The following is a 19,360-nucleotide window of genomic DNA, read 5'->3' as shown; positions in this document are numbered from 1 at the left end:
GCTGTGAGTGAAATCGTTGCTAACGATGCAATCGTGGAATGGAAAAAGAAACGGAGAAGGAAATGGATCATTCGGACCGTTATTGTGCTTGCATTATGCGGGGCGGGAGCGGTGGTATACTGGCAGTGGCCTGAAAAAGAAGTAGCGGCCGTGCCTCAAAACGAGACATTGAAGGTGGAGCGTGGGGACGTCACGGAGACATTGGACGCCACGGGAACGGTCAAAGCGTCGAAGGAGGTCAACCTCAACTTCACAGGCGAAAGCACAGATAAGCTGGCGGCGGTCAATGTTGCGCCAGGGGACCGGGTCAAGGCCGGACAGGTACTGGCCCGTCTTGATGATACGGAGGCGCGCAATCAGGCACAGAGCGCTGCGGACGACCTGGCTATGGCCAAAAACAAACTGGAGGAGGCTCTTAAAGGGCCGAAGCCGGAGGAAGTGGAAATCCAGCAGGTCAATGTGCAGCGTGCGAAGACGGAGTTGGAAAGAGCCAAGCAGAACTTTGATATTGAGGAGGCCCAGAGCCAGAAAGAGCAGTCCTCCAAGCAGCTCGAACAGGCCCGTAAGGCTTATGATGACCAGAAATTTCTGCTGGAAGAAGGGGCTGTTCCCGCCAATGAAATGGAGCAGGCTGAGCAGGCACTGGAAAAGGCTGAACAGGACTATGAAGCGCAAGAGAGGAACATGCGCAAGATTGAAAATCAGCAGAAACAAGCGATCGAGGATGCGGAAATATCGTACAGGCAGGCGATGGCCGAGCTGAAAAAAATCCAGACTCCCGCGGATGACTCCGCGATTGAAGCGGCGAAGATTGATGTGCGGCGGGCCGAAACCGTGCTGAAGCAAAAACAGGACAGTCTGACGAAGCTGGAAATCAAGGCCCCGTGGGATGGTGTAATCCTGAAAGTAAACGGCGACGTGGGGACAAGCCCGACGGCTCCTTTCATTGTGATGAACAACGCGAGCGCCAACAATTTGATGATTGCAGCCAAAATCGGACAAAGCGATATCGTTAAGGTGCAGACAGGCTTGAAGGCTATATTTCGCACCAACGCTTATCCTGGTGAGGAGTTTCAGGGAGAGGTGAAGTTTGTGTCGCCTGAACCGTCCACCGAGGATGGGAGCACCGCTTATCCGATCGAGCTATCTGTCAAAAACCCCGATGGCAAGCTGAAAACCGGGATGGTCATGGAAATATCCCTCTTGCTGGGCACGCATAAAGATGTGCTGTTCGTTCCGGCCATGGCGATCCGCTCCGAGGGAGGGCAGGACGGTGTATACGTGGCGTCCAATCCGGCAGCTCCGGAGGCTTATGAATTTGTGCCGATTGAGCAGGGCTTTTACACTCCTGACCGGGTTGAACTGAAGTCTGGTGTGAAGGAAGGGGATACGGTGGTGATCCCTGCGCCTGCTGCGATGCCGGAGGATCCCATGATGGGAGGTGCGGGATGAGCCACGTCATTGACATTCGGCATGTCCGCAAAACCTATAGGGTTGGCGACCAGGAAATCCACGCCCTGCATGATGTGAATCTTTCTATCGAGCAGGGGGAATATGTCGCCATCATGGGGCCGTCGGGCTCGGGGAAATCCACAATCATGAACGTGCTCGGCTGTCTTGATCTGCCGGACTCCGGCGAGTTTTATCTGGATGGATATCCTGTGCTGGGGGCCAAGCCTTACGAGCTGGCCCTGATTCGCAACCGCAAGATCGGTTTCGTATTTCAGAAATTTCATTTGCTGTCCCGCTCCACCTCGCTGGCAAATGTCGAGCTGCCGATGATTTATGCCGGGGTGCCTGCAAGGGAGCGGAAGCGGCGGGCGGCTGAGGCGCTTACTCATGTAGGGCTTGGGAACCGGCTGAAGAACAAACCTAACGAGCTGTCCGGGGGACAGCAGCAGCGTGTCTCCATCGCCCGCGCGCTTGTCAACGATCCGGTCATTCTGCTGGCGGACGAGCCGACAGGCGCGCTGGATTCCCGCACAACCGTGGAGATTATGGACATCTTTCAACGGTTGAATGATCAGGGGATCACAATCGTTCTCGTGACGCATGATGCCGAGGTGGCAGCATGTGCCAAGCGTCTGATCTATTTCCGGGACGGACGGATCGAGAAGGATGAGCGGATTACTCCGCAAAGAATGTCGGCAGAGGAAGTGAACGCATGAACCCACTGGAAACGCTGAAGATGTCCTTTTCCAGTCTGAAAAGCAATAAGTTGCGCTCGCTGCTGACCATGCTCGGCATCATTATCGGGGTTGCGGCGGTCATTGCCATAGCGGCGATCGGCAAGGGCTCCAATGCCCAGATCACCTCGCAGATTAATAATATGGGCAATAATTTAATCATGATCTACCCATTTTACCAATATGATGAAGCGAATGGCACCCAATTTGTGGAGCCGCCGGAATTCACCCTGGAGGATGTGGCCGCATTGGAGCAGCTCAGGTCCGTTGCCGATGTGGCTCCGAGCGGGATGAGCAGCGCTGATGTCGTCTGGAACAGGCAAAAGGTGAATCTTCAAATCGAAGGCACTTCGGCCTCATTTGCAAGGGTGCAAAAGCTTTTCTTCACGGATGGCAGAACCTTCACCAATTATGAGGTGGAAAAAGGGATGAACGTGGCCATCATCGGGTCACAGGCTGCCAGTGACCTGTTCGGGGAAAATAGCGCCAATGCGGTCGGAGAAACGGTATTGATTAACAATCTGCCATTTAAAATTGTAGGCTTGCTGTCGAATAAAAACTCCATGATGAACAACAGCTCCTACCAGATCTACATTCCGATCACAACCGGCATGGACCGGATGAGCCATATGAGCATCCAGCAATTGAATGTTTCCGCTGCGGCTCCCGAATTGATGGACAGCGCGCGTGCTGAAATTACGCAGACGCTGCGCACCAGGCATATGATCAAGGAAGGGCAGCCCGACGATTTTCAAATGATGAGCCAGACCGACTATCTGCAGATGACTGCCGGCGTTGATGATACCATGAATCTGCTGATTATCGGAGTGGCCGGGATTGCGCTGCTCGTTGGCGGGGTGGGCATCATGAATATGATGCTGATGGCCGTTACGGAACGGACGAGGGAAATCGGAATCCGCAAGGCCATCGGAGCCCAGCGCGGCGATATTATGCTGCAATTTCTGACGGAGGCGATATTCATCAGTCTGCTTGGCGGCATTCTCGGCGTGTTCGCCGGAATCGGGGCGGCCAAGCTGCTGAACAGTATGGCACAGATGCCGATCGTATATACGGTTGAGCCGATTCTGTATTCATTCCTGAGCTGTATGGCTGTGGGCATTCTGTTCGGGGTTATTCCCGCCCTTAAAGCCTCGCGCCTGAAACCGATTGATGCTCTGAGATATGAGTAAGGGTATAAAGGCAGAACAGCTATTGCTAAAAAACCTGTGCGGTCTGTCAGGCTTGTACAGGTTTTTTGCCGTTCAAATAATCCAATAACGGGCGGATGGGCTGTGGCGGAATCATATCGATCAGGTCCCCTATCCGTTCGAGCCTTTCCCCGATATTAAGCAGGTGATAATCCTTGGGAGACACATCCTGCCGAACCTCCTCCCATGTAAGGGGAGTGGAGACGGTAGCGCCTATTCTGCCGCGAGGGGTATAGGGGGCGGCCAGTGTTTTTCCATGATAGTGCTGAAGATAGTCGAAATAAATGCAGGTGCCGCGGTCCTTCTTGAGCCTTTCCAGCGTGAACAGGGACGGATGCTTCTCGGTCACGTATTTTCCAACAAAATGGCCGACGCTCCGCAGCTCGTCGAATGTAATGCCTTCAGGCACGGGGACGATAACCTGTACACCTGTAGCGCCGGAAGTTTTGGGGATCGATTGCAGACCGAGCGAAGCCAGCACTTCTCCCACGATGCTTGCGGCTTCCATGATTCGCGGTTCCTCTTCAACCGAGGGGTCCAGGTCAATCATCCATTCACAGGGGAGCGGATTGCCTGCCTTATGCAGGGAAGGGTGAAACTCAAGCGCAGCCTGATTGCCGAGCCATAGCAGCTGCGGCAGATCACTCAGCACCATGTAATCGATTCCTTGATGGACATAACTTTTGACGAAGTCGGGTCTGGGCTCAGGCACATTTTTCTGGTAAAAGAACTCCCCGTGAATGCCGTGCGGCCAGCGGATCACGGTTAACAGGCGGTCACGGCAGTAAGGCAGCAGGTAAGGCGCCAGAACGGCAAGCTTGGTCAAATATACCGCTTTGGTAATGCCTGCCTCCGGCCAAAGGGGCTTGTCCGGATTGGTAATCGTAATTTCATGCCCTTCGATCGTTATGCTGCCTTTCACCGTTCTGGCCATGCGAAACCCTCCTTATCGAACAATCATGTCTTGCTTGTTTTTCTGGCTGCAGTTTTTCGCTTGGGAGCGGCAGGCGACGCTTCGCCGGCAGCGGCCTTGGCCTGGGCAGCTGGCTTTTTGGCAGTACGCTTGCGGCCCGGAGACGGACCCGGATCAGGCGTTATAGGTTTGACCGCCTCAATGCTGGCTTGCAGTGCTGCCATCAAGTCCACCACGTTCGTCTGTGGTTTGGCTGGAGCAATTTTCACCTCTTCTCCCGCTACTTTATGAGCGATGAGATCCAGCAGCCGTGCACGGTATTCATCCGTATATTTTTCAGGATCAAATTCAGTGGAAAGCTGTTCAATCAGCATTTTGGCCATGGACAGTTCCTTTTCATTAACTGCTGTAGTCCCGGGAAGATTCGGAACCTGCGATACGGGCCTGATTTCATCCGGATAAAATATCGTCTCGATGGCAAGGCAGCCCTCCAGCACCCGAATGGCCGCCAGACTGCTCTTGGACCGGATGGAGATTTGGGCGATGCCGATCTTGCCGGTGTCCTTCATGGCATTAAGCAGCAGACTGTATGCATTGGCGCCCGCCTGATCCGGAGACAGATAATATGTTTTCTGAAAATAAATCGGATCAATATCGGTCAAATTGACGAAATCCAGAATTGTAATATTTTTGTTGCCCTGCTCTGTCAGCTGCTCTAACTCCTCTTTTTCGAACATGACGAAACGGCCTTTTTCATATTCATAACCTTTGCCGATTTCCTCCCATTCCACCTCTTTATCACATACGGGACACTTCCGTACATAGCTAAGGGGGCTGCCGCATTCCTTGTGAATGTAGCGCATGGAAATATCCTTGTCTTCCGTTGCGGAAAACATTTTGACAGGAACATGGACAAGGCCGAAGCTAATAGCTCCTTTCCAGACGGTATGCATCGATAATCACCTTCCTTTATTGAGCGGCTGTATGCTTGCATACGTAGTATGCGTAGCCCGGCATATTGTATGTAGCGCATGGCGGGCTTCGTTTTGGCGCATAGTAACAGGGAAATTAGGAAATTAACGCGGAGAGGAAGAGAATCCGATGGCCGACAAGTTTCCCACTCAAGGCACGGGACGATTCAGCAGAAGACATATCCCTTTCCAGTCACCGGCGGCAGGAGAGGAAGCTGCGCTTCCGCCCGAATTTGCCTTCCCCCATGACACAGAGCCTTCAGCTCAAATCGCAGGCTCTCAAGTGAATTGGGAGCAGGTAACGGGTACGGAAGCAGAAGAAGATTCAGCAGCTTCCGTCATGCTGGATATAGACCGGATGATGAAGGATGACGAATAAGGAAAATTGTACTGAAGAGGAGGAGTAGATGATGGACGCCCAACGAGCCAAAGCGATCCTGGAATCCCCGGACATGATAGCGGTCAAGCTTGAGGGAGAACCGGTATGGATCGAGCATGTGGATACGGAGAACGGCATGGCGACCGTGCAGGTAGGAACGAACCCTGGCAATACACAAACCGTCAAAACCGCCCGGCTGGAGGAAAAATAAAGCCAAACCGGGAACAACCGCTCGCCGTTTCACGGTAAGAGCGGTTTTTTTGTTAAGAAAGGCTTGTTCTCCCTTTTCTTGCGGCAAGGTACGGAAGGGCTATATAATAAAGAACAAGTTGTAAGGCCTGAGGGCCGCCGAGAGGTAGGCATATACAGATGATAAAGGAACATTTCACATATTTGGCGCGGAGCGTGGCGGACACAGATAGACTGGCGTCGGCATTGGCCGCCCGGTCGTTCGCAGGCTCCGTGATTGTGCTGGACGGCGAGCTGGGCGCTGGCAAAACCGCTTTTTCCAAAGCGTTCGCCAGACATCTTGGGGTAGAAGGAGTGGTCAACAGCCCGACCTTTACCCTGATCAAGGAATATGAAGGTCGATTGCCCTTATATCATATGGACGTGTACCGGCTCGACGAGAATGAGGCAGGGGAGCTCGGTCTGGATGAATATTTTTACGGTACAGGCGTTTGTCTGGTGGAATGGGGCAGCCTCATTCTGTCTCTCCTGCCTGAGGAGTGTCTGCACATCGTTATTGAACATACGGCCTCGCCGGATGAACGGCTGATTCATCTGACAGGCAGCGGCGAAGTGTATGGCGAATGGTGCCGGAGTTTGCGAGAGAATGGAGTATGAATAATATGAATGATGAGAAAATACGGCCGCGGCAGCGGTTTTTGGCGTTGGATACAGCAACAGCCGTGATGGCTGCAGCTTTGATGGAGGACAGTAAGATTGCCGGAGAGGTAAATGTGCGGGGGGAGAGAAATCATTCCGTGCATGTGATTACCGAGCTGGAACGATTGCTGTCGGATGCCGGGATTTCCGGCAGGGACATCACAGGTCTGGCGGTTGGTGTAGGGCCAGGTTCATATACAGGGGTCAGAATTGCGGTTACGGCGGCAAAAACGTTGGCCTGGGCATGGAAAGTGCCGGTAGCCGGCGTATCTACGCTGCATGCGCTGGCCTGGGGAGGCTGGGCACAAGGACAGAGCGGGCTGGCGGACAAGCAGGCGACGCTGCAGGACAGCACCGTTCAGTGGATCATCCCGCTGCTGGATGCGCGGCGGGGCCAGGTGTATACCAGCCTTTTTGCGGCCAATGGAGAGGAAGCTCCCGTTCGGCTGGAGCAGGATGGCATCCGTTTGATGACTTCCTGGGTAGAGGAGCTCACGCTGCGTTTGGCGAATACAGATGAAAGCACCCGTCCCGAAGTTCTCTGGTTTGTTGGAGAGACAGGGCTGCATGGGCCGGCTGCGGTTGGCCTGCAGGTACCGGTACAAGTGGTGCCTTATGAACTGGAAGGCTGCTGGGTGGGCCGGCTGGGTGCTGAACGTTTGTTGAATGGAGAACAGGACGAGCTGCATACGCTCGTTCCGAACTATACCCAGTTGGCGGAGGCGGAGGCAAACCTGCTGCGCCAGCGTTGAAGGGAGCCGTTGAAGCGGGATGGAGGAGTCGAACCAGTTTTCCGGAGAGATGTCTTTCCGGTTGATGACGATTGAGGATATACCGGATGTGATGGTGATTGAGCACGAATCGTTCACGCTGCCGTGGACGAGGGAGGCGTTCCGGAACGAGCTGACCAACAATCATTTTGCCAAATATATGATCATGGAGCTGAACGGGGAGCCGATCGGTTATGCGGGCATGTGGACGATTATGGATGAAGCTCATATTACGAACATCGCGGTCCGTGAAGCATACAGGGGACGCAAGCTTGGCGAGCGGCTGCTGGACGAGCTGATGCGGACGGCTGCTTATGTGGGCATGAAGCGGATTACCCTTGAGGTGAGGGTGTCGAACACTGTCGCTCAGGGTTTATATAAGAAAAAAGGATTTACGCCGTCCGGCATCCGTAAAGGCTACTACTCGGATAACCATGAAGATGCTCTGATTATGTGGGCGGATTTGCCTTCCGTTGAGAGCTCAGCCGGAGAGGAAGGAAGCGAGCAGGAATGAGAACACAGCAGGATATCAAAATGAAGGATACAGACGGGCACAGCTACATATTGGCGATTGAGACAAGCTGTGATGAAACGGCGGTTGCCGTCGTTAAGGACGGCAAGGAGGTGCTCTCGAATTTGATCTCCAGTCAGATCGCCACCCACCAGGCCTTTGGCGGGGTCGTACCCGAGGTGGCTTCCCGCAAGCATGTCGAGAGCATTACGTACATGCTGGAAGAAGCAATGGATGCTTCGGGAATTACTCCTGACGAGCTGTCCGCCGTGGCTGTGACGCAGGGGCCGGGCCTGGTCGGTGCGCTGCTGGTAGGGATCGTTGCGGCCAAGAGCGCTGCGCTGGCTTTTGGCAAGCCGCTTATCGGCACCCACCATATTGCGGGGCATATTTATGCCAACAATCTGACGGATGGAATCATTTATCCTTGCATTGCGCTGGTGGTGTCCGGAGGGCATACGGAGTTGGTGCTGCTCGAAGCGCCAGGCCGGTTTCAGGTGATTGGCCGTACGAGGGATGATGCGGTTGGCGAGGCTTATGACAAGGTCGCAAGGGCCATCGGTTATCCGTATCCGGGCGGTCCGCATGTGGACCGTGCCGCGCTTGAATCGGAGGAGGCGATCCCGCTCCCACGGGTATGGCTTGAGCCGGATTCGTATGATTTCAGCTTCAGCGGTTTGAAATCGGCCGTTTTGAATGCGGTCAACCAGATGAAGATGCGCGGCGAGACGGTAAAGACCGGGGCTGTTGCGCGCGGATTTCAGGAATCGGTTGTCGAGGTACTCGTTGAGAAGGCCGTACGCGCTATGCGTCAGTTCGGCGGACAGCAGCTGCTGTTATGCGGCGGTGTTGCCGCAAACCAGGGCCTGCGCAGAGCGCTGAGCGAACGCTGCGAGCGGGAAGGGCTGCCGCTGCTGATTCCGCCGCTGAAGTACTGCACGGATAACGCGGCGATGATCGGAGCGGCCGCTCATCTGAAATGGCAGCAGGGACAGTTCACACCGCTGGATATGAAAGCGGACCCTGGTTTGTCTCTGGAGGATTGGTCAGTGGAAGCGGCAAATACCTATTGACATCTCCGCTGCAAGCTGATTATAATTAACAAAAATTTGTAGTTATACAGCAAACGCGATGAACAGGAGCAGTAGGGACGGTCCCGGATCAAGAGAGCTGCGGGAAGGTGCGACGCAGACGAAGGAACCCCGAATCTCGCCTGGAAGCGGAACGGTGGAAACCGTGCGGCAGGTCAAACAGCCGCAGCGGAGGTACACGGTTACGGACGGCCCCCGTGATCGGGCAGCTGTGCTCTATTTGGAGCGCAGCGTACGAGTGGACCGTGTAATACGGTCAACAAGAGTGGTACCGCGAGGGTGAACAGCCTGTCGTCTCTTAATTGAGACGGCAGGCTTTTGTGTTTTTCGCGGGAAATACATACAAGTGAGTGTTCAAAAAGTCAGGTTTTCAGCACCAAGAAGGTTGAATGAAGCTAGGGACTGAGGAGCGGAGCGTACTTGGGGTACGTGAGCACCGGAAGGCCCGGCTGAATTCAAGATTCGATGTCGAATCCGCATCCCGACTTACTTCGTGATCAAAAGATGACTTTTTGAACAACCTCTACAAGCAATGACCGGGAGCAGTAGAACGGTGAGGTCTGCAGAGAGCTGCGGTATGGTGCGACGCAGTGGCTGGAACCGTTCGAATCTCGCCCGTGAGCACCGGAAGGGAATGGTGTGTTAAACTTTAAGTCAGTGGTTTAACGCTACGGTACTTTCCGGCGGTGTTGGCCCACGTTACAGGGCCGTCCGGACGAAGTCTGATCAGCTAACGTCTGGGCATGAGGGGGATAGGTTTGCCGTTTCAGGCGAACTGATCCAACAAGAGTGGTACCACGGATGGGATATTAAGCCCGCCGTCTCTTGGCAGCTTAGGGCTGCAGTACGGGAAAATTTCTGCCGACTGGTGGAAGACCCGTGCGGAGACGGTGGGCTTTTTGCGCTGCCGGCAGCAGGGCGGGATAAGAACAGCACACCCGGAGCAGGTCGACATGCCCCGGAATACCAATGAGGGGGATTTCATCCATGACGAAAAGACGAATCAGCATTATGGATACGACGTTAAGGGACGGTGAACAGGCGCCGGGGGCCAGCCTGAAGCCTGAGCAGAAGATTGCGCTTGCCTCCCGATTGATTGATATGGGAGTGGATGTCCTGGAGCCGGGTTTCCCGGTATCCAGTCCAGGGGAATTTGCAGCGGTTGAAGCGATATCTCGCCTGTCGCACGATGTAGAAATCTGTGGGTTCGCGCGTGCGGTGAGGGGAGATATCGATGCGGCGGTCAGAGCGACCCGCGACGCGGCCCGCCGCCGGATCCATCTGTTCATATCCTCTTCCGACATCCATATCGAGCACCAACTTCGCATGCGGCGCAAGGATGTCGTGCAGCAGGCCAAAGAAATGGTTGCCTATGCGAGGCAATTTTGCGATACGGTGGAATTTACGGCGATGGACGCGACCCGTACGAACATCGATGATCTGATTGAAATGGTGGAGGCAGCGATCGGGGAAGGTGCCTCCATCATCAACTTGCCGGATACCGTAGGTTACGCTTTGCCTGCAGAGTACGGCAGTATGTTCCTGCGTGTTCGGGAGGGAGCGCGGGGAGGACAGAACGTGCGGTATAGCGCACATTGTCATAATGACCTGGGGCTTGCGGTCGCCAACAGCCTGGAAGCGATCCGCTGCGGGGCTGATCAGATTGAAGTAACTGTGAACGGCATCGGGGAGCGTACCGGCAACTGCGCATTGGAAGAACTGGTCATGGCGCTTGAAACGAGGGGGGAAGTGATGGGCGCTCAGACAGGCATCCGTCCAGGCCAACTGTACGAGGTATCCATGGCGGTGAGCAGAGCCATGCATTTTCCGGTCAGTTACAATAAGCCGGTAATTGGCAGAAACGCCTTTCAGCATGAATCAGGCATTCACCAGGACGGCCTGCTGAAGAACCGCAATACGTATGAGATCATGGACCCGGAAGCGCTTGGCATTCCGCGCAGCATGATTATTCTGGGCAAGCACTCAGGCCGCCATGCCCTGAAGGACCGGCTGCAGAAATATGGAGTTGAGCTCGCGGACGGGGAGCTGGACGCCTTCTATGAGCGGTTCAAGGAAACGGCGGACCGGGAAAAGACCGTCAGTGACGACCGGTTGCTGCAGTTGGTAGATCAAACTTTTCACAAAAATGTTCAGCCATACGAACTGGCAGGTATTCGTGCAGCTGCAGAAAGCGAAAAGCAGTTCACAGCATCGGTCTTGATCAAACATCAGGGAGAAGCGGAAGCAAAAATGTATTCAGCCGGAGCAGAAAGCCAAGTGGAAGCAGTCATTGCGGCCATCAGCCATGCTGTGCAGGGGGATATGCAAATTGAGGACGTGGAAATCCATACGATGGGAAGCGGGGAACAAGCCTATACGGAGGCGTTTGTAACCGTGTGCTGTATGGGGAAAACGTACCACGGTTCAGCCTCCCACAGGGATCATTTGCTGGCAGTAGGCATTGCTTGTCTCTCTGCCTGCAATGCGGCTCAGCTTGTAGTGCTCTAAAAAGGTTTTCGCAAAAAATACATCCAGGCTTCCGCTGATGGCAGCCTGGATGTAATTGGTTATTAACGTTTGTCAAGTTGTTAACAACGTTATCCACATACACACATTATTTTGGGGACAAAATTGAGGAATGCGGGCTGTACAAGGAATTTTGTCGAAATCGTTTTGTTGACACAGAGTTAATATTACATAGAGGATAAATTGTGGATAATGTGGATAAAAACGTGGATAATAATGGGTTTTCCCGAGAAATGGCGCTCTGATCATAAAAAAAATGACCCTTAAGGCCATTTTGTTAAGATATTGTAAATTGCTTTTGTGTATAACCTTGTGAATAAGCGCATGCTGCCAATCCGAAAAAAATGTCGATGCTGCTGCTTTACTCCTCAATCAGTTCCTCCCAGGAAGCGTACACCTCAGCAAGCTCCTGTTTATTCTCATCAAGCTGAGCCTGAATTTCCTGAAGAGCCGTATAATCCTGATAAACCTCCGGACGGGTCATCTGCTCCTCCAGCGAGCCAATGGTTTCTTCCAGCTCTGTGATCCGTTTTTCCAATGCTTCCAGCTTTCGCTTGCGGGTACGTTCCTCCCGCGAAGCCTGCTTGCCGGCGGCATAGGCGGCAGCACCGCTTTTTTCCGTCTCCTGCCGGTCAATGCGTTCAGTGGAGCTTTCCGGCCGCTTTCCTCCTTGCTGGGCCTGCTCATTAGCGATTTCGGCAAGCTCTTCCTTTTTGGCAATGTAGTCGTCATAATTTCCTAGGAAATGCTCGGCGCCCTCGGGATGAAGCTCGATGACCCGCTCCGCCATCTTGTTCAGAAAATAACGGTCATGTGAAATAAACAGCAGCGTGCCCTCATAATCCACCAATGCGGATTCCAGCACTTCTCTGCTGAACAGGTCCAGATGGTTGGTCGGCTCGTCGAGAATCAGCACGTTCGCTTCACGCAGCATAAGCTTGGCCAACGATACACGCGCTTTCTCCCCGCCGCTGAGCGCGGATATTTTCTTGAGCACATCCTCCCCGCTGAACAGGAAGCTGCCGAGCACAGTCCGAATGCGCACCTCCTCCAGATGCGGATATTCGCTCCACAACTCCTCCAGTACCGTATTGGCCGGGTTCAGGCTGGTATGTTCCTGGTCATAATACCCGATTTTCACTTTGGTTCCCCAGCTGATCGTGCCTGCAGAGGGCTTAAGCAAACCGGTAAGACATTTCAGGAGAGTGGATTTGCCGATCCCGTTCGGCCCGATCAGTGCGGCTGTTTCGCCGCGGCGCAGGCTGAAGGCCACGTTCCGGAACAGAGTATTGGCAGAATCAAATGTGACGGACAGACCGTCCACATCAAGCACTTCCTTGCCTGACATAAAGGCAGGTTCAAAAGAGAAATGAGCCTTCTTCAGCTCTCCCATCGGCTTGTCGATGCGTTCCATACGCTCAAGCGCCTTGCGGCGGCTCTGTGCACGCTTGGTCGTAGAGGCGCGGACGATGTTGCGCTGCACAAAGGCTTCCATGCGGGCAATCTCGTCCTGCTGCTTCTCATACTGCTTCATCTCTGCCTCATATTCTGCGGCCTTCAGTTCAATATATCTGGAGTAGTTACCGGTGTACCTTGTTGAACGATGACGCTCGATTTCGACAATAGTCGTCACCAGCCGGTCAAGAAAATAACGGTCATGGGAGACAACAAGCAGCGCGCCGGGATATGCGCGCAGATAATCTTCAAGCCAAGTCAGGGTTTCAATGTCAAGATAGTTGGTCGGTTCGTCCAGCATCAGCAGATCAGGGGCCTGCAGGAGAATACGGGCCAGAGCCAGTCGAGTTTTCTGTCCACCGCTTAATGTGGAGACCGGAGTCTGCGGATCAAATGAGCCGAAGCCCATGCCGTGCAGGACGCTGCGGATGCGTGTTTCCATTTCATAGCCGCCCCGGTCCTTGAACCAGTCCGAACGTCTGGCATAACGTTCAAGCAGGTCTTCATATGCTTTCTCGTTCGTCATGGAGGCCGGGTCCGCAATTTGCTGTTCCATCTTGCGCAGCTCAGCCTCCGCCTCCAGCAGGGGCTGGAACACCTGCAGCATTTCATCCCATATGGAACGCTCCGAGTTCAGACCGCTGTTCTGGGCCAGATACCCCAACGTCGTTTCTTTGGATTTATATATTTGCCCGCTGTCGTAAGACAGTTCACCGGCGATAATCTTGAGCAAGGTGGATTTGCCTGCACCGTTTACTCCGACGAGTCCAATCCGCTCGCGTTCCAGAATCTGCAGATTCACTCCGTCCAGGACGGGATCCACCTCGTAAGCTTTAACAATTCCTGTTACTTGCAGCAGCATAGCTTATATCCTCCATTACAATTTGGCCAGCGCCCTTGATCCGGGCAGCAGGCAGACACATTCAGTTTACATGAAATTCGTACCCGAGGACAGCAGTTTAAAGCAGGAGCCCCCGGGCTTGTAGTCAATTTCCATAATCAATGATAAACTAAAACAAGTATGTTGAAAAAGGCGCGGCTGATTCGGAATGCGTGCCATGCACCCGCCCGCGCGTAATTTTGGAAGGCTTCGTCCGGAAGGATGAAAAGATGTGGATGTTCGTACGATCAAGGCAAGACTGCGGGCTGAAATGCGGAGCCTGCGAAATGAAATGAGCTCTGCCGAGCGGCAGCGGGCTTCAAGGGATGCCTGCGGCCATGCCATCCGGCAATGGGAAGAGCTGCGGGAGAACAGTCGGCAGGAGCGCCTAACGCTGTTTACCTACCTGTCCTTCGGCAGCGAGCTTGACACCACTTTGCTGATCGAGCATTGCTGGTCGCGCGGAGACTGTGTGCTTGCTCCCAGGGTGAACAGGACAGCCGGCAGATTTGAGCTGCGGGTTATCAAGGGTGCAAGCGAGCTTGCATCCGGCGCCTGGGGAATTCCTGAACCAGTCGAGGCCTGCCCGCTGTGGCCCGTAGAGCAGTGGGCACAGCTCGATTGGGTGGTCGTGCCCGGGCTGGCTTTTGACCTGATTGGAGGGCGCATCGGATATGGAGGGGGGTATTATGATCGTTTTACCGAGACACTTCTGCACGAACGCGTCCGGACGGGAGCGGCTGGGCCTAACTTTGTTGCGCTTGCGCTGCCCAGACAGATTATAGGCCATATTCCGCTGGAGCCCGGAGACTTAAAGGTAGACAAGCTGATCACCGCAGAGGGTGTCATTAGCACGGGAAAAGGGTAGGTGTTATTATTCTGTATGGACTCATTTACACATTTTAACGGGCAGGGCAGGGCGCGGATGGTGGACATCTCGGATAAAGCCGCCAGCGTCCGCACTGCTGTCGCGGTTTCACAGGTCACTATGGCTCCATCGACGCTTGCGGCGATCAAGGAGGGTGCAGTTGGCAAAGGAGATGTGTTGGCTGTAGCGCAGATTGCCGGAATTCAGGGAGCGAAGAAAACATCCGACTGGATTCCCATGTGTCATCCGCTTGCTTTAACCGGCGTAAATATTACATTTACGGATAACGGGGATGATAAGCTTTTTATTGAAGCAGAGGTCAAGACCGAAGGTAAAACAGGGGTAGAGATGGAGGCGCTGACTGCCGCTTCGGCCGCCGCGCTGACCATCTACGATATGAGCAAGGCGCTGCAGAAGGATATGGTGATTGGGCCGACTCTGCTGAAGTCCAAAACCGGAGGCAAGAACGGCGACTTCAGGCGTGACGACACCCGCGATGTAACCGGTAGCAACTAGTAAATCGGGGTTATCTAATCGGGCCTTGATTTATGGCCTGGCCATAATCAGAGGATGAAGATAGGAGAAGGGTGATCATATGGTGTGGAAAACAGCGATCCTGACGGCCAGCGATAAAGGGGCACGTGGAGAACGTGAAGATACGAGCGCACAGGTCATCCGGGAATTGGTTGAGGAAGAGCTGGGTGGCGAGATTGTCGAATACAGAATCGTTCCCGATGAGCCTGATGAAATTATTGCCGCTTTAATAGAAATGACGGATTATTTTCATGCGGATCTGGTACTGACGACAGGCGGCACGGAGCTTGCGATCCGGGACGTTACACCGGAGGCGACCCGCCGTGTCATTGAAAGGGAGGTGCCCGGCATGGCTGAAGCGATGAGGATGACGGTCATGCAGAAAAACCGGGCCGCCATGCTGTTTCGGGGGATTGTAGGCATTCGCGGACGCACGCTGATCGTGAACCTGCCGGGAACGCCGAAGGGTGTGCACGAAAATCTGGTTGCCATCATGGACCAGCTGCCGGAAGCACTGCTGATGGTAACAGGGCAGTTTAGCAGTCGATCCGGCATAAGCTGATGCTAACTGCCTAATGTCTGGCCGGATTTCGCCAAATCCAAGCTACCGAGGAGGAATGCCGTATGGGATTCGGAGGTATAGGAGCATCCGGATTGATTCTGCTTGTTGTGCTGGCGCTGCTGTTGTTTGGCCCGAACAAGCTCCCCGAGCTGGGACGGGCTGTAGGACGCACATTTCGCGAGTTTAAGAATGGGGCGCGGGATCTGATATCAGAGGATGAATCCGCAGGCGGGAGCCGTTCTTCCTCGGCTCGGGAATCTGACGACGCTGCCCGCACCGGGGACAAACGGCCGCCGGATCAGCCATGACAGCTTTTATAGGCCCTTTCTTCAGGAAGGGCTTTTCTTGTTAATTCGCAAGGTGGTGAAAGCATGCCGGAACCGCAAGAACAGGAAATGACGATTGCTGGCCATTTGACCGAGCTTCGCAGCCGCATGATACGGGTTCTGCTTGTCTTTGCAGCAGCGCTCGTTGCAGGTCTGGCCGCAGCTGAACCAGTCTACCGCTGGATCCTGTCGGCCGGACAGCAAAGAGTAAGCATTGAGCTGCATGCGCTCTCCCTGTGGGATGGCATCGGCATCTATATGAAAATTGCGTTTATGCTGGCGCTGGCCGCATCCCTTCCAGTTTTGCTTTTTCAAGTCTGGAAGTTTGTCAGTCCCGGCTTGAAAGCGTCTGAGCGTTCAGCGACGCTGCGCAGTGTTCCTTACGTATTTTTTCTTTTTGCTGCCGGAGCTGTGTTTGCCTATTTTGTCGTTGTGCCGATGGCTCTTTATTTTACGGCCTCAGTAAACCGGAACATGGGGCTTCATGAAACCTACGGCGCGGCCCAGTTCTTCAGCTTTGTATTTAATATTGTGCTGCCTGTGTCACTGCTGTTCGAAATGCCCGTGCTGGTCATGTTCCTTACCCGCGTCGGCCTGCTTACTCCCGGGCGGATGCGCAGATGGCGCAAGGTTGCCTATTTCTCACTGGTATTTATAGCTGTGGTGATAACACCCCCTGATTTTATTTCCGATCTGCTTGTTGCGGTTCCTCTGGTACTGCTTTACGAGTGCAGTGTCTATATATCGGCTGTTGTATATCGGAGACAGCTTCAGCGCAGCGCTTCGACAAAGGGCTGAGGCCCCTTCTTAAGCTTGTACGGGTTGGCATATTTGCTCTTTAACTGGATACAATGGAAGAGGGTATGTCCAACCTGCAGATATTGTGGCAGGGGAGTTATTTTTCTCGATAAAGACTTAGAAAAAATTGTCGTGGGGGACTTGAAATTAATTCCCAAGTTGAGTATCATGAAGTTGGTTGTTAGCACTACGATGAGTCGAGTGCTAATACATACGAGAACAACCGCATATCTGAATACACATTTGAATAAGGAGGCTATTTTTCATGATCAGACCTTTGGGTGAACGCGTATTGGTGGAAGCGATCGAGCAGGAGACAACAACTTCTTTCGGTATCGTTCTTCCGGACTCCGCTAAAGAAAAGCCGCAAGAAGGCAAAGTCGTTGCGGTTGGGTCGGGAGCATTGAAGGACGGTGTGCGCATTCCTCTTGAAGTAAAAGAAGGCGACCGTGTTATTTTCTCCAAATACGCCGGAACAGAAATCAAATACGAAGGTAAAGAGTATTTGATTATGAAAGAGAGCGATATCCACGCCATCATCGGTTAATCGGACCGAACCTGCAAGACCTGAACTATAGCATACACGGGATTTCTGTGAAACCCGCATTGAATATTCCATAATCCACAGGGAGGTTTTACCATAATGGCTAAAGAGATTAAATTCAGTGAAGACGCTCGCCGCTCCATGCTGCGTGGTGTAGACGCATTGGCTAACGCTGTTAAAGTAACGCTCGGACCTAAAGGCCGCAACGTTGTGCTTGAGAAAAAATTCGGCAGCCCGCTGATCACGAATGACGGTGTTACCATTGCCAAGGAAATCGAACTGGAAGACGCTTTCGAGAACATGGGCGCCCAGCTCGTTAAAGAAGTAGCTACCAAAACAAATGATGTAGCTGGTGACGGTACAACTACAGCTACAGTTCTGGCTCAGGCTCTGATCACAGAAGGCCTGAAAAACGTAACTGCAGGCGCAAGCCCAATCGGCATCCGCAAAGGTATCGACCAAGCGGTTAAAGCGGCTGTAGCTGAGTTGGCTTCCATCTCCAAGCCAATCGAAGGCAAGCAATCCATTGCTCAGGTAGCTGCAATCTCCGCTGCTGACGAAGAAGTGGGCGAACTGATCGCTGAAGCTATGGAAAAAGTGGGCAAGGACGGCGTCATTACTGTAGAAGAGTCCAAAGGCTTCGCTACAGAGCTGGAAGTGGTTGAAGGTATGCAATTTGACCGCGGCTACATTTCCCCTTACATGATTACAGATACAGACAAAATGGAAGCTGTGCTGGATAACCCGTACATCCTGATCACAGACAAAAAGATCACAAATACACAGGAAATTCTGCCACTGCTCGAGAAAATCGTACAGCAGGGCAAACCGCTCGTTCTGATCGCAGAGGACATTGAAGGCGAAGCCCTGGCTATGCTCGTAGTGAACAAGCTGCGCGGCACATTCAACGCAGTTGCTGTTAAGGCTCCTGGCTTCGGTGACCGCCGCAAAGCTATGCTGCAGGACATCGCTGCTCTGACAGGCGGCCAAGTGATCACCGAAGAGCTTGGACTGGATCTGAAATCCGCTTCGGTTGACATGCTGGGTACTGCACGTCAAGTGCGCGTAACCAAAGAAAACACGATCGTGGTTGACGGCGCAGGCAACAAAGCTGACATCGACGCACGTGTAAGCCAAATCCGCACTCAACTGGAAGAAACAACTTCCGAATTCGACAAAGAGAAACTGCAAGAGCGTCTGGCTAAACTGTCCGGCGGCGTAGCAGTCATCAAAGTCGGTGCGGCTACTGAAACTGAACTGAAAGAGCGCAAGCTGCGCATCGAAGACGCCCTGAACGCAACCCGCGCTGCGGTTGAAGAAGGCATCGTATCCGGCGGTGGCGTGGCATTGCTGAACGTATATAACGCTGTTGCTGGTGTTCAACTGCAAGGTGACGAGCAAACAGGCGTGAACATCGTACTGCGCGCACTGGAATCTCCAGTTCGTACGATTGCTGCCAACGCTGGTGAAGAAGGATCTGTTATCGTAGAACGCTTGAAGCGCGAAGAAATTGGCGTAGGCTACAACGCTGCTAACGGCGAATGGGTGAACATGATCGAAGCAGGTATCGTTGACCCTGCCAAGGTTACACGTTCCGCTCTGCAAAACGCAGCGTCCGTTGCGGCTATGTTCCTGACTACAGAAGCGGTTATCGCTGACAAGCCAGAACCAGAAAAACCAGCTATGCCTGACATGGGCGGCATGGGTGGAATGGGTGGAATGATGTAACAAAAGGGCCTAAAACCCTGTAATACCGCTATATTAAAGGCTCCCGAGAGGGCAATGTCATTAAGTTTAGCTCAAAGACAAGAGCTGAAAATAAAATGGAATCGGAAACGGCATGGGGAAAAGCCTTGTGCCGTTTGTTTTTTGGTGCAAGCAAGGAAAAAGCGTACAGCAAACAAAGCAGATGGAATATCCGCTTAAAAAAGTGTTCATGTGAACCGAATT

The 19,360-nt window shown here is 53.4% G+C and carries 22 protein-coding genes and 1 other annotated feature; of the genes, 18 read left to right on the top strand and 4 right to left on the bottom strand.

Annotated features, from left to right (window positions below; translation table 11 throughout):
• Nucleotides 1–3: 3 nt before the first annotated feature.
• From ACI1P2_RS00110 to ACI1P2_RS00100, 3 genes are read left to right on the top strand one after another with little or no spacing between them, the layout of a single operon-like run.
• The gene (locus ACI1P2_RS00110) at nt 4–1,452 is read left to right on the top strand and encodes an efflux RND transporter periplasmic adaptor subunit (RefSeq protein ID WP_355315702.1); all 1,449 of its coding nucleotides are present in this window, start codon (nt 4–6) and stop codon (nt 1,450–1,452) included.
• Nucleotides 1,449–2,168: an ABC transporter ATP-binding protein gene (locus tag ACI1P2_RS00105; protein ID WP_355315700.1), complete on the top strand. Its 720-nt coding sequence runs from the start codon at nt 1,449–1,451 to the stop codon at nt 2,166–2,168. The genes ACI1P2_RS00110 and ACI1P2_RS00105 overlap by 4 nt, the downstream gene beginning before the upstream one ends.
• Complete coding sequence (locus tag ACI1P2_RS00100) at nt 2,165–3,376, top strand: ABC transporter permease (RefSeq protein ID WP_355315698.1); 1,212 nt, start codon at nt 2,165–2,167, stop codon at nt 3,374–3,376. Before ACI1P2_RS00105 ends, ACI1P2_RS00100 begins: the two co-directional genes overlap by 4 nt.
• Before the next feature lie 46 nt (nt 3,377–3,422).
• Here the strand turns inward: ACI1P2_RS00100 and ligD are convergent, their stop codons facing one another.
• A complete protein-coding gene (ligD, locus tag ACI1P2_RS00095) occupies nt 3,423–4,328 on the bottom strand; it encodes a non-homologous end-joining DNA ligase (RefSeq protein ID WP_355315696.1) in 906 nt (301 codons plus the stop codon).
• 23 nt (nt 4,329–4,351) lie between these two features.
• A complete protein-coding gene (gene ku, locus ACI1P2_RS00090; protein ID WP_355315694.1) occupies nt 4,352–5,260 on the bottom strand; it encodes a non-homologous end joining protein Ku in 909 nt (302 codons plus the stop codon).
• A gap of 148 nt (nt 5,261–5,408) precedes the next feature.
• Between ku and ACI1P2_RS00085 the strand changes: the two genes are divergently transcribed.
• From ACI1P2_RS00085 to ACI1P2_RS00055, 7 genes are all read left to right on the top strand, one after another.
• A complete protein-coding gene (locus tag ACI1P2_RS00085; RefSeq protein WP_355315693.1) occupies nt 5,409–5,657 on the top strand; it encodes a hypothetical protein in 249 nt (82 codons plus the stop codon).
• A 31-nt stretch (nt 5,658–5,688) separates the two neighbouring features.
• The gene (locus tag ACI1P2_RS00080) at nt 5,689–5,868 is read left to right on the top strand and encodes an H-type small acid-soluble spore protein (RefSeq protein WP_355315691.1); all 180 of its coding nucleotides are present in this window, start codon (nt 5,689–5,691) and stop codon (nt 5,866–5,868) included.
• Between the two features lie 152 nt (nt 5,869–6,020).
• A complete protein-coding gene (gene tsaE / locus ACI1P2_RS00075; RefSeq protein WP_355316281.1) occupies nt 6,021–6,503 on the top strand; it encodes a tRNA (adenosine(37)-N6)-threonylcarbamoyltransferase complex ATPase subunit type 1 TsaE in 483 nt (160 codons plus the stop codon).
• A 5-nt stretch (nt 6,504–6,508) separates the two neighbouring features.
• The gene (gene tsaB / locus ACI1P2_RS00070; protein WP_408976087.1) at nt 6,509–7,297 is read left to right on the top strand and encodes a tRNA (adenosine(37)-N6)-threonylcarbamoyltransferase complex dimerization subunit type 1 TsaB; all 789 of its coding nucleotides are present in this window, start codon (nt 6,509–6,511) and stop codon (nt 7,295–7,297) included.
• Between the two features lie 49 nt (nt 7,298–7,346).
• Nucleotides 7,347–7,829 carry a ribosomal protein S18-alanine N-acetyltransferase gene (gene rimI / locus ACI1P2_RS00065; protein ID WP_408976086.1) on the top strand — a complete coding sequence of 161 codons (483 nt, stop codon included), beginning with the start codon at nt 7,347–7,349 and terminating at the stop codon, nt 7,827–7,829.
• Nucleotides 7,826–8,899, top strand: coding sequence for a tRNA (adenosine(37)-N6)-threonylcarbamoyltransferase complex transferase subunit TsaD (gene tsaD, locus ACI1P2_RS00060; protein ID WP_355315685.1), 1,074 nt, complete (start codon nt 7,826–7,828; stop codon nt 8,897–8,899). Before rimI ends, tsaD begins: the two co-directional genes overlap by 4 nt.
• Before the next feature lie 58 nt (nt 8,900–8,957).
• The gene (locus ACI1P2_RS00055) at nt 8,958–9,200 is read left to right on the top strand and encodes a hypothetical protein (RefSeq protein WP_355315683.1); all 243 of its coding nucleotides are present in this window, start codon (nt 8,958–8,960) and stop codon (nt 9,198–9,200) included.
• Between the two features lie 240 nt (nt 9,201–9,440).
• Nucleotides 9,441–9,746 (top strand) — a binding site (T-box leader).
• Nucleotides 9,747–9,750: 4 nt separating this feature from the next.
• On the opposite strand, the gene ACI1P2_RS00050 is transcribed toward ACI1P2_RS00055, so the two are convergent.
• Nucleotides 9,751–9,906, bottom strand: a complete 156-nt coding sequence (locus ACI1P2_RS00050) for a hypothetical protein (protein WP_408976085.1) — start codon at nt 9,904–9,906, stop codon at nt 9,751–9,753.
• Between ACI1P2_RS00050 and ACI1P2_RS00045 the strand changes: the two genes are divergently transcribed.
• Entirely contained in the window at nt 9,905–11,425 is a 1,521-nt protein-coding gene (locus tag ACI1P2_RS00045) for a 2-isopropylmalate synthase (protein ID WP_355315681.1), read from the top strand. The two genes, ACI1P2_RS00050 and ACI1P2_RS00045, sit on opposite strands and share 2 nt — an antisense overlap.
• Nucleotides 11,426–11,804: 379 nt before the next feature.
• Here ACI1P2_RS00045 and ACI1P2_RS00040 read toward each other — a convergent pair whose 3' ends face one another.
• A complete protein-coding gene (locus ACI1P2_RS00040; protein WP_355315679.1) occupies nt 11,805–13,760 on the bottom strand; it encodes an ABC-F family ATP-binding cassette domain-containing protein in 1,956 nt (651 codons plus the stop codon).
• 250 nt (nt 13,761–14,010) lie between these two features.
• Here ACI1P2_RS00040 and ACI1P2_RS00035 point away from each other — a divergent pair, with 250 nt between their 5' ends.
• The 7 genes from ACI1P2_RS00035 (at nt 14,011) to groL (ending at nt 19,138) form a co-directional block, all read left to right on the top strand.
• Nucleotides 14,011–14,646: a 5-formyltetrahydrofolate cyclo-ligase gene (locus tag ACI1P2_RS00035; RefSeq protein ID WP_355315677.1), complete on the top strand. Its 636-nt coding sequence runs from the start codon at nt 14,011–14,013 to the stop codon at nt 14,644–14,646.
• Between the two features lie 15 nt (nt 14,647–14,661).
• A complete protein-coding gene (gene moaC, locus ACI1P2_RS00030) occupies nt 14,662–15,162 on the top strand; it encodes a cyclic pyranopterin monophosphate synthase MoaC (RefSeq protein ID WP_355315675.1) in 501 nt (166 codons plus the stop codon).
• 79 nt (nt 15,163–15,241) lie between these two features.
• Complete coding sequence (locus ACI1P2_RS00025) at nt 15,242–15,742, top strand: MogA/MoaB family molybdenum cofactor biosynthesis protein (protein WP_355315674.1); 501 nt, start codon at nt 15,242–15,244, stop codon at nt 15,740–15,742.
• A gap of 62 nt (nt 15,743–15,804) precedes the next feature.
• Entirely contained in the window at nt 15,805–16,050 is a 246-nt protein-coding gene (gene tatA / locus ACI1P2_RS00020; RefSeq protein WP_355315672.1) for a twin-arginine translocase TatA/TatE family subunit, read from the top strand.
• Between the two features lie 63 nt (nt 16,051–16,113).
• On the top strand, nt 16,114–16,866 hold the full coding sequence (gene tatC / locus ACI1P2_RS00015; protein WP_355315670.1) for a twin-arginine translocase subunit TatC: 753 nt from the start codon (nt 16,114–16,116) through the stop codon (nt 16,864–16,866).
• 265 nt (nt 16,867–17,131) lie between these two features.
• Nucleotides 17,132–17,413 carry a co-chaperone GroES gene (groES, locus tag ACI1P2_RS00010; RefSeq protein ID WP_355315669.1) on the top strand — a complete coding sequence of 94 codons (282 nt, stop codon included), beginning with the start codon at nt 17,132–17,134 and terminating at the stop codon, nt 17,411–17,413.
• A gap of 96 nt (nt 17,414–17,509) precedes the next feature.
• The gene (gene groL, locus ACI1P2_RS00005; protein WP_355315667.1) at nt 17,510–19,138 is read left to right on the top strand and encodes a chaperonin GroEL; all 1,629 of its coding nucleotides are present in this window, start codon (nt 17,510–17,512) and stop codon (nt 19,136–19,138) included.
• Nucleotides 19,139–19,360: the final 222 nt, after the last annotated feature.

Source organism: Paenibacillus jiangxiensis, from assembly GCF_046098255.1.
Lineage (GTDB): Bacteria > Bacillota > Bacilli > Paenibacillales > Paenibacillaceae > Paenibacillus > Paenibacillus jiagnxiensis.
Note: the sequence above shows the minus strand (reverse complement) of the source record. Positions and strands in the feature narration are given on the sequence as shown.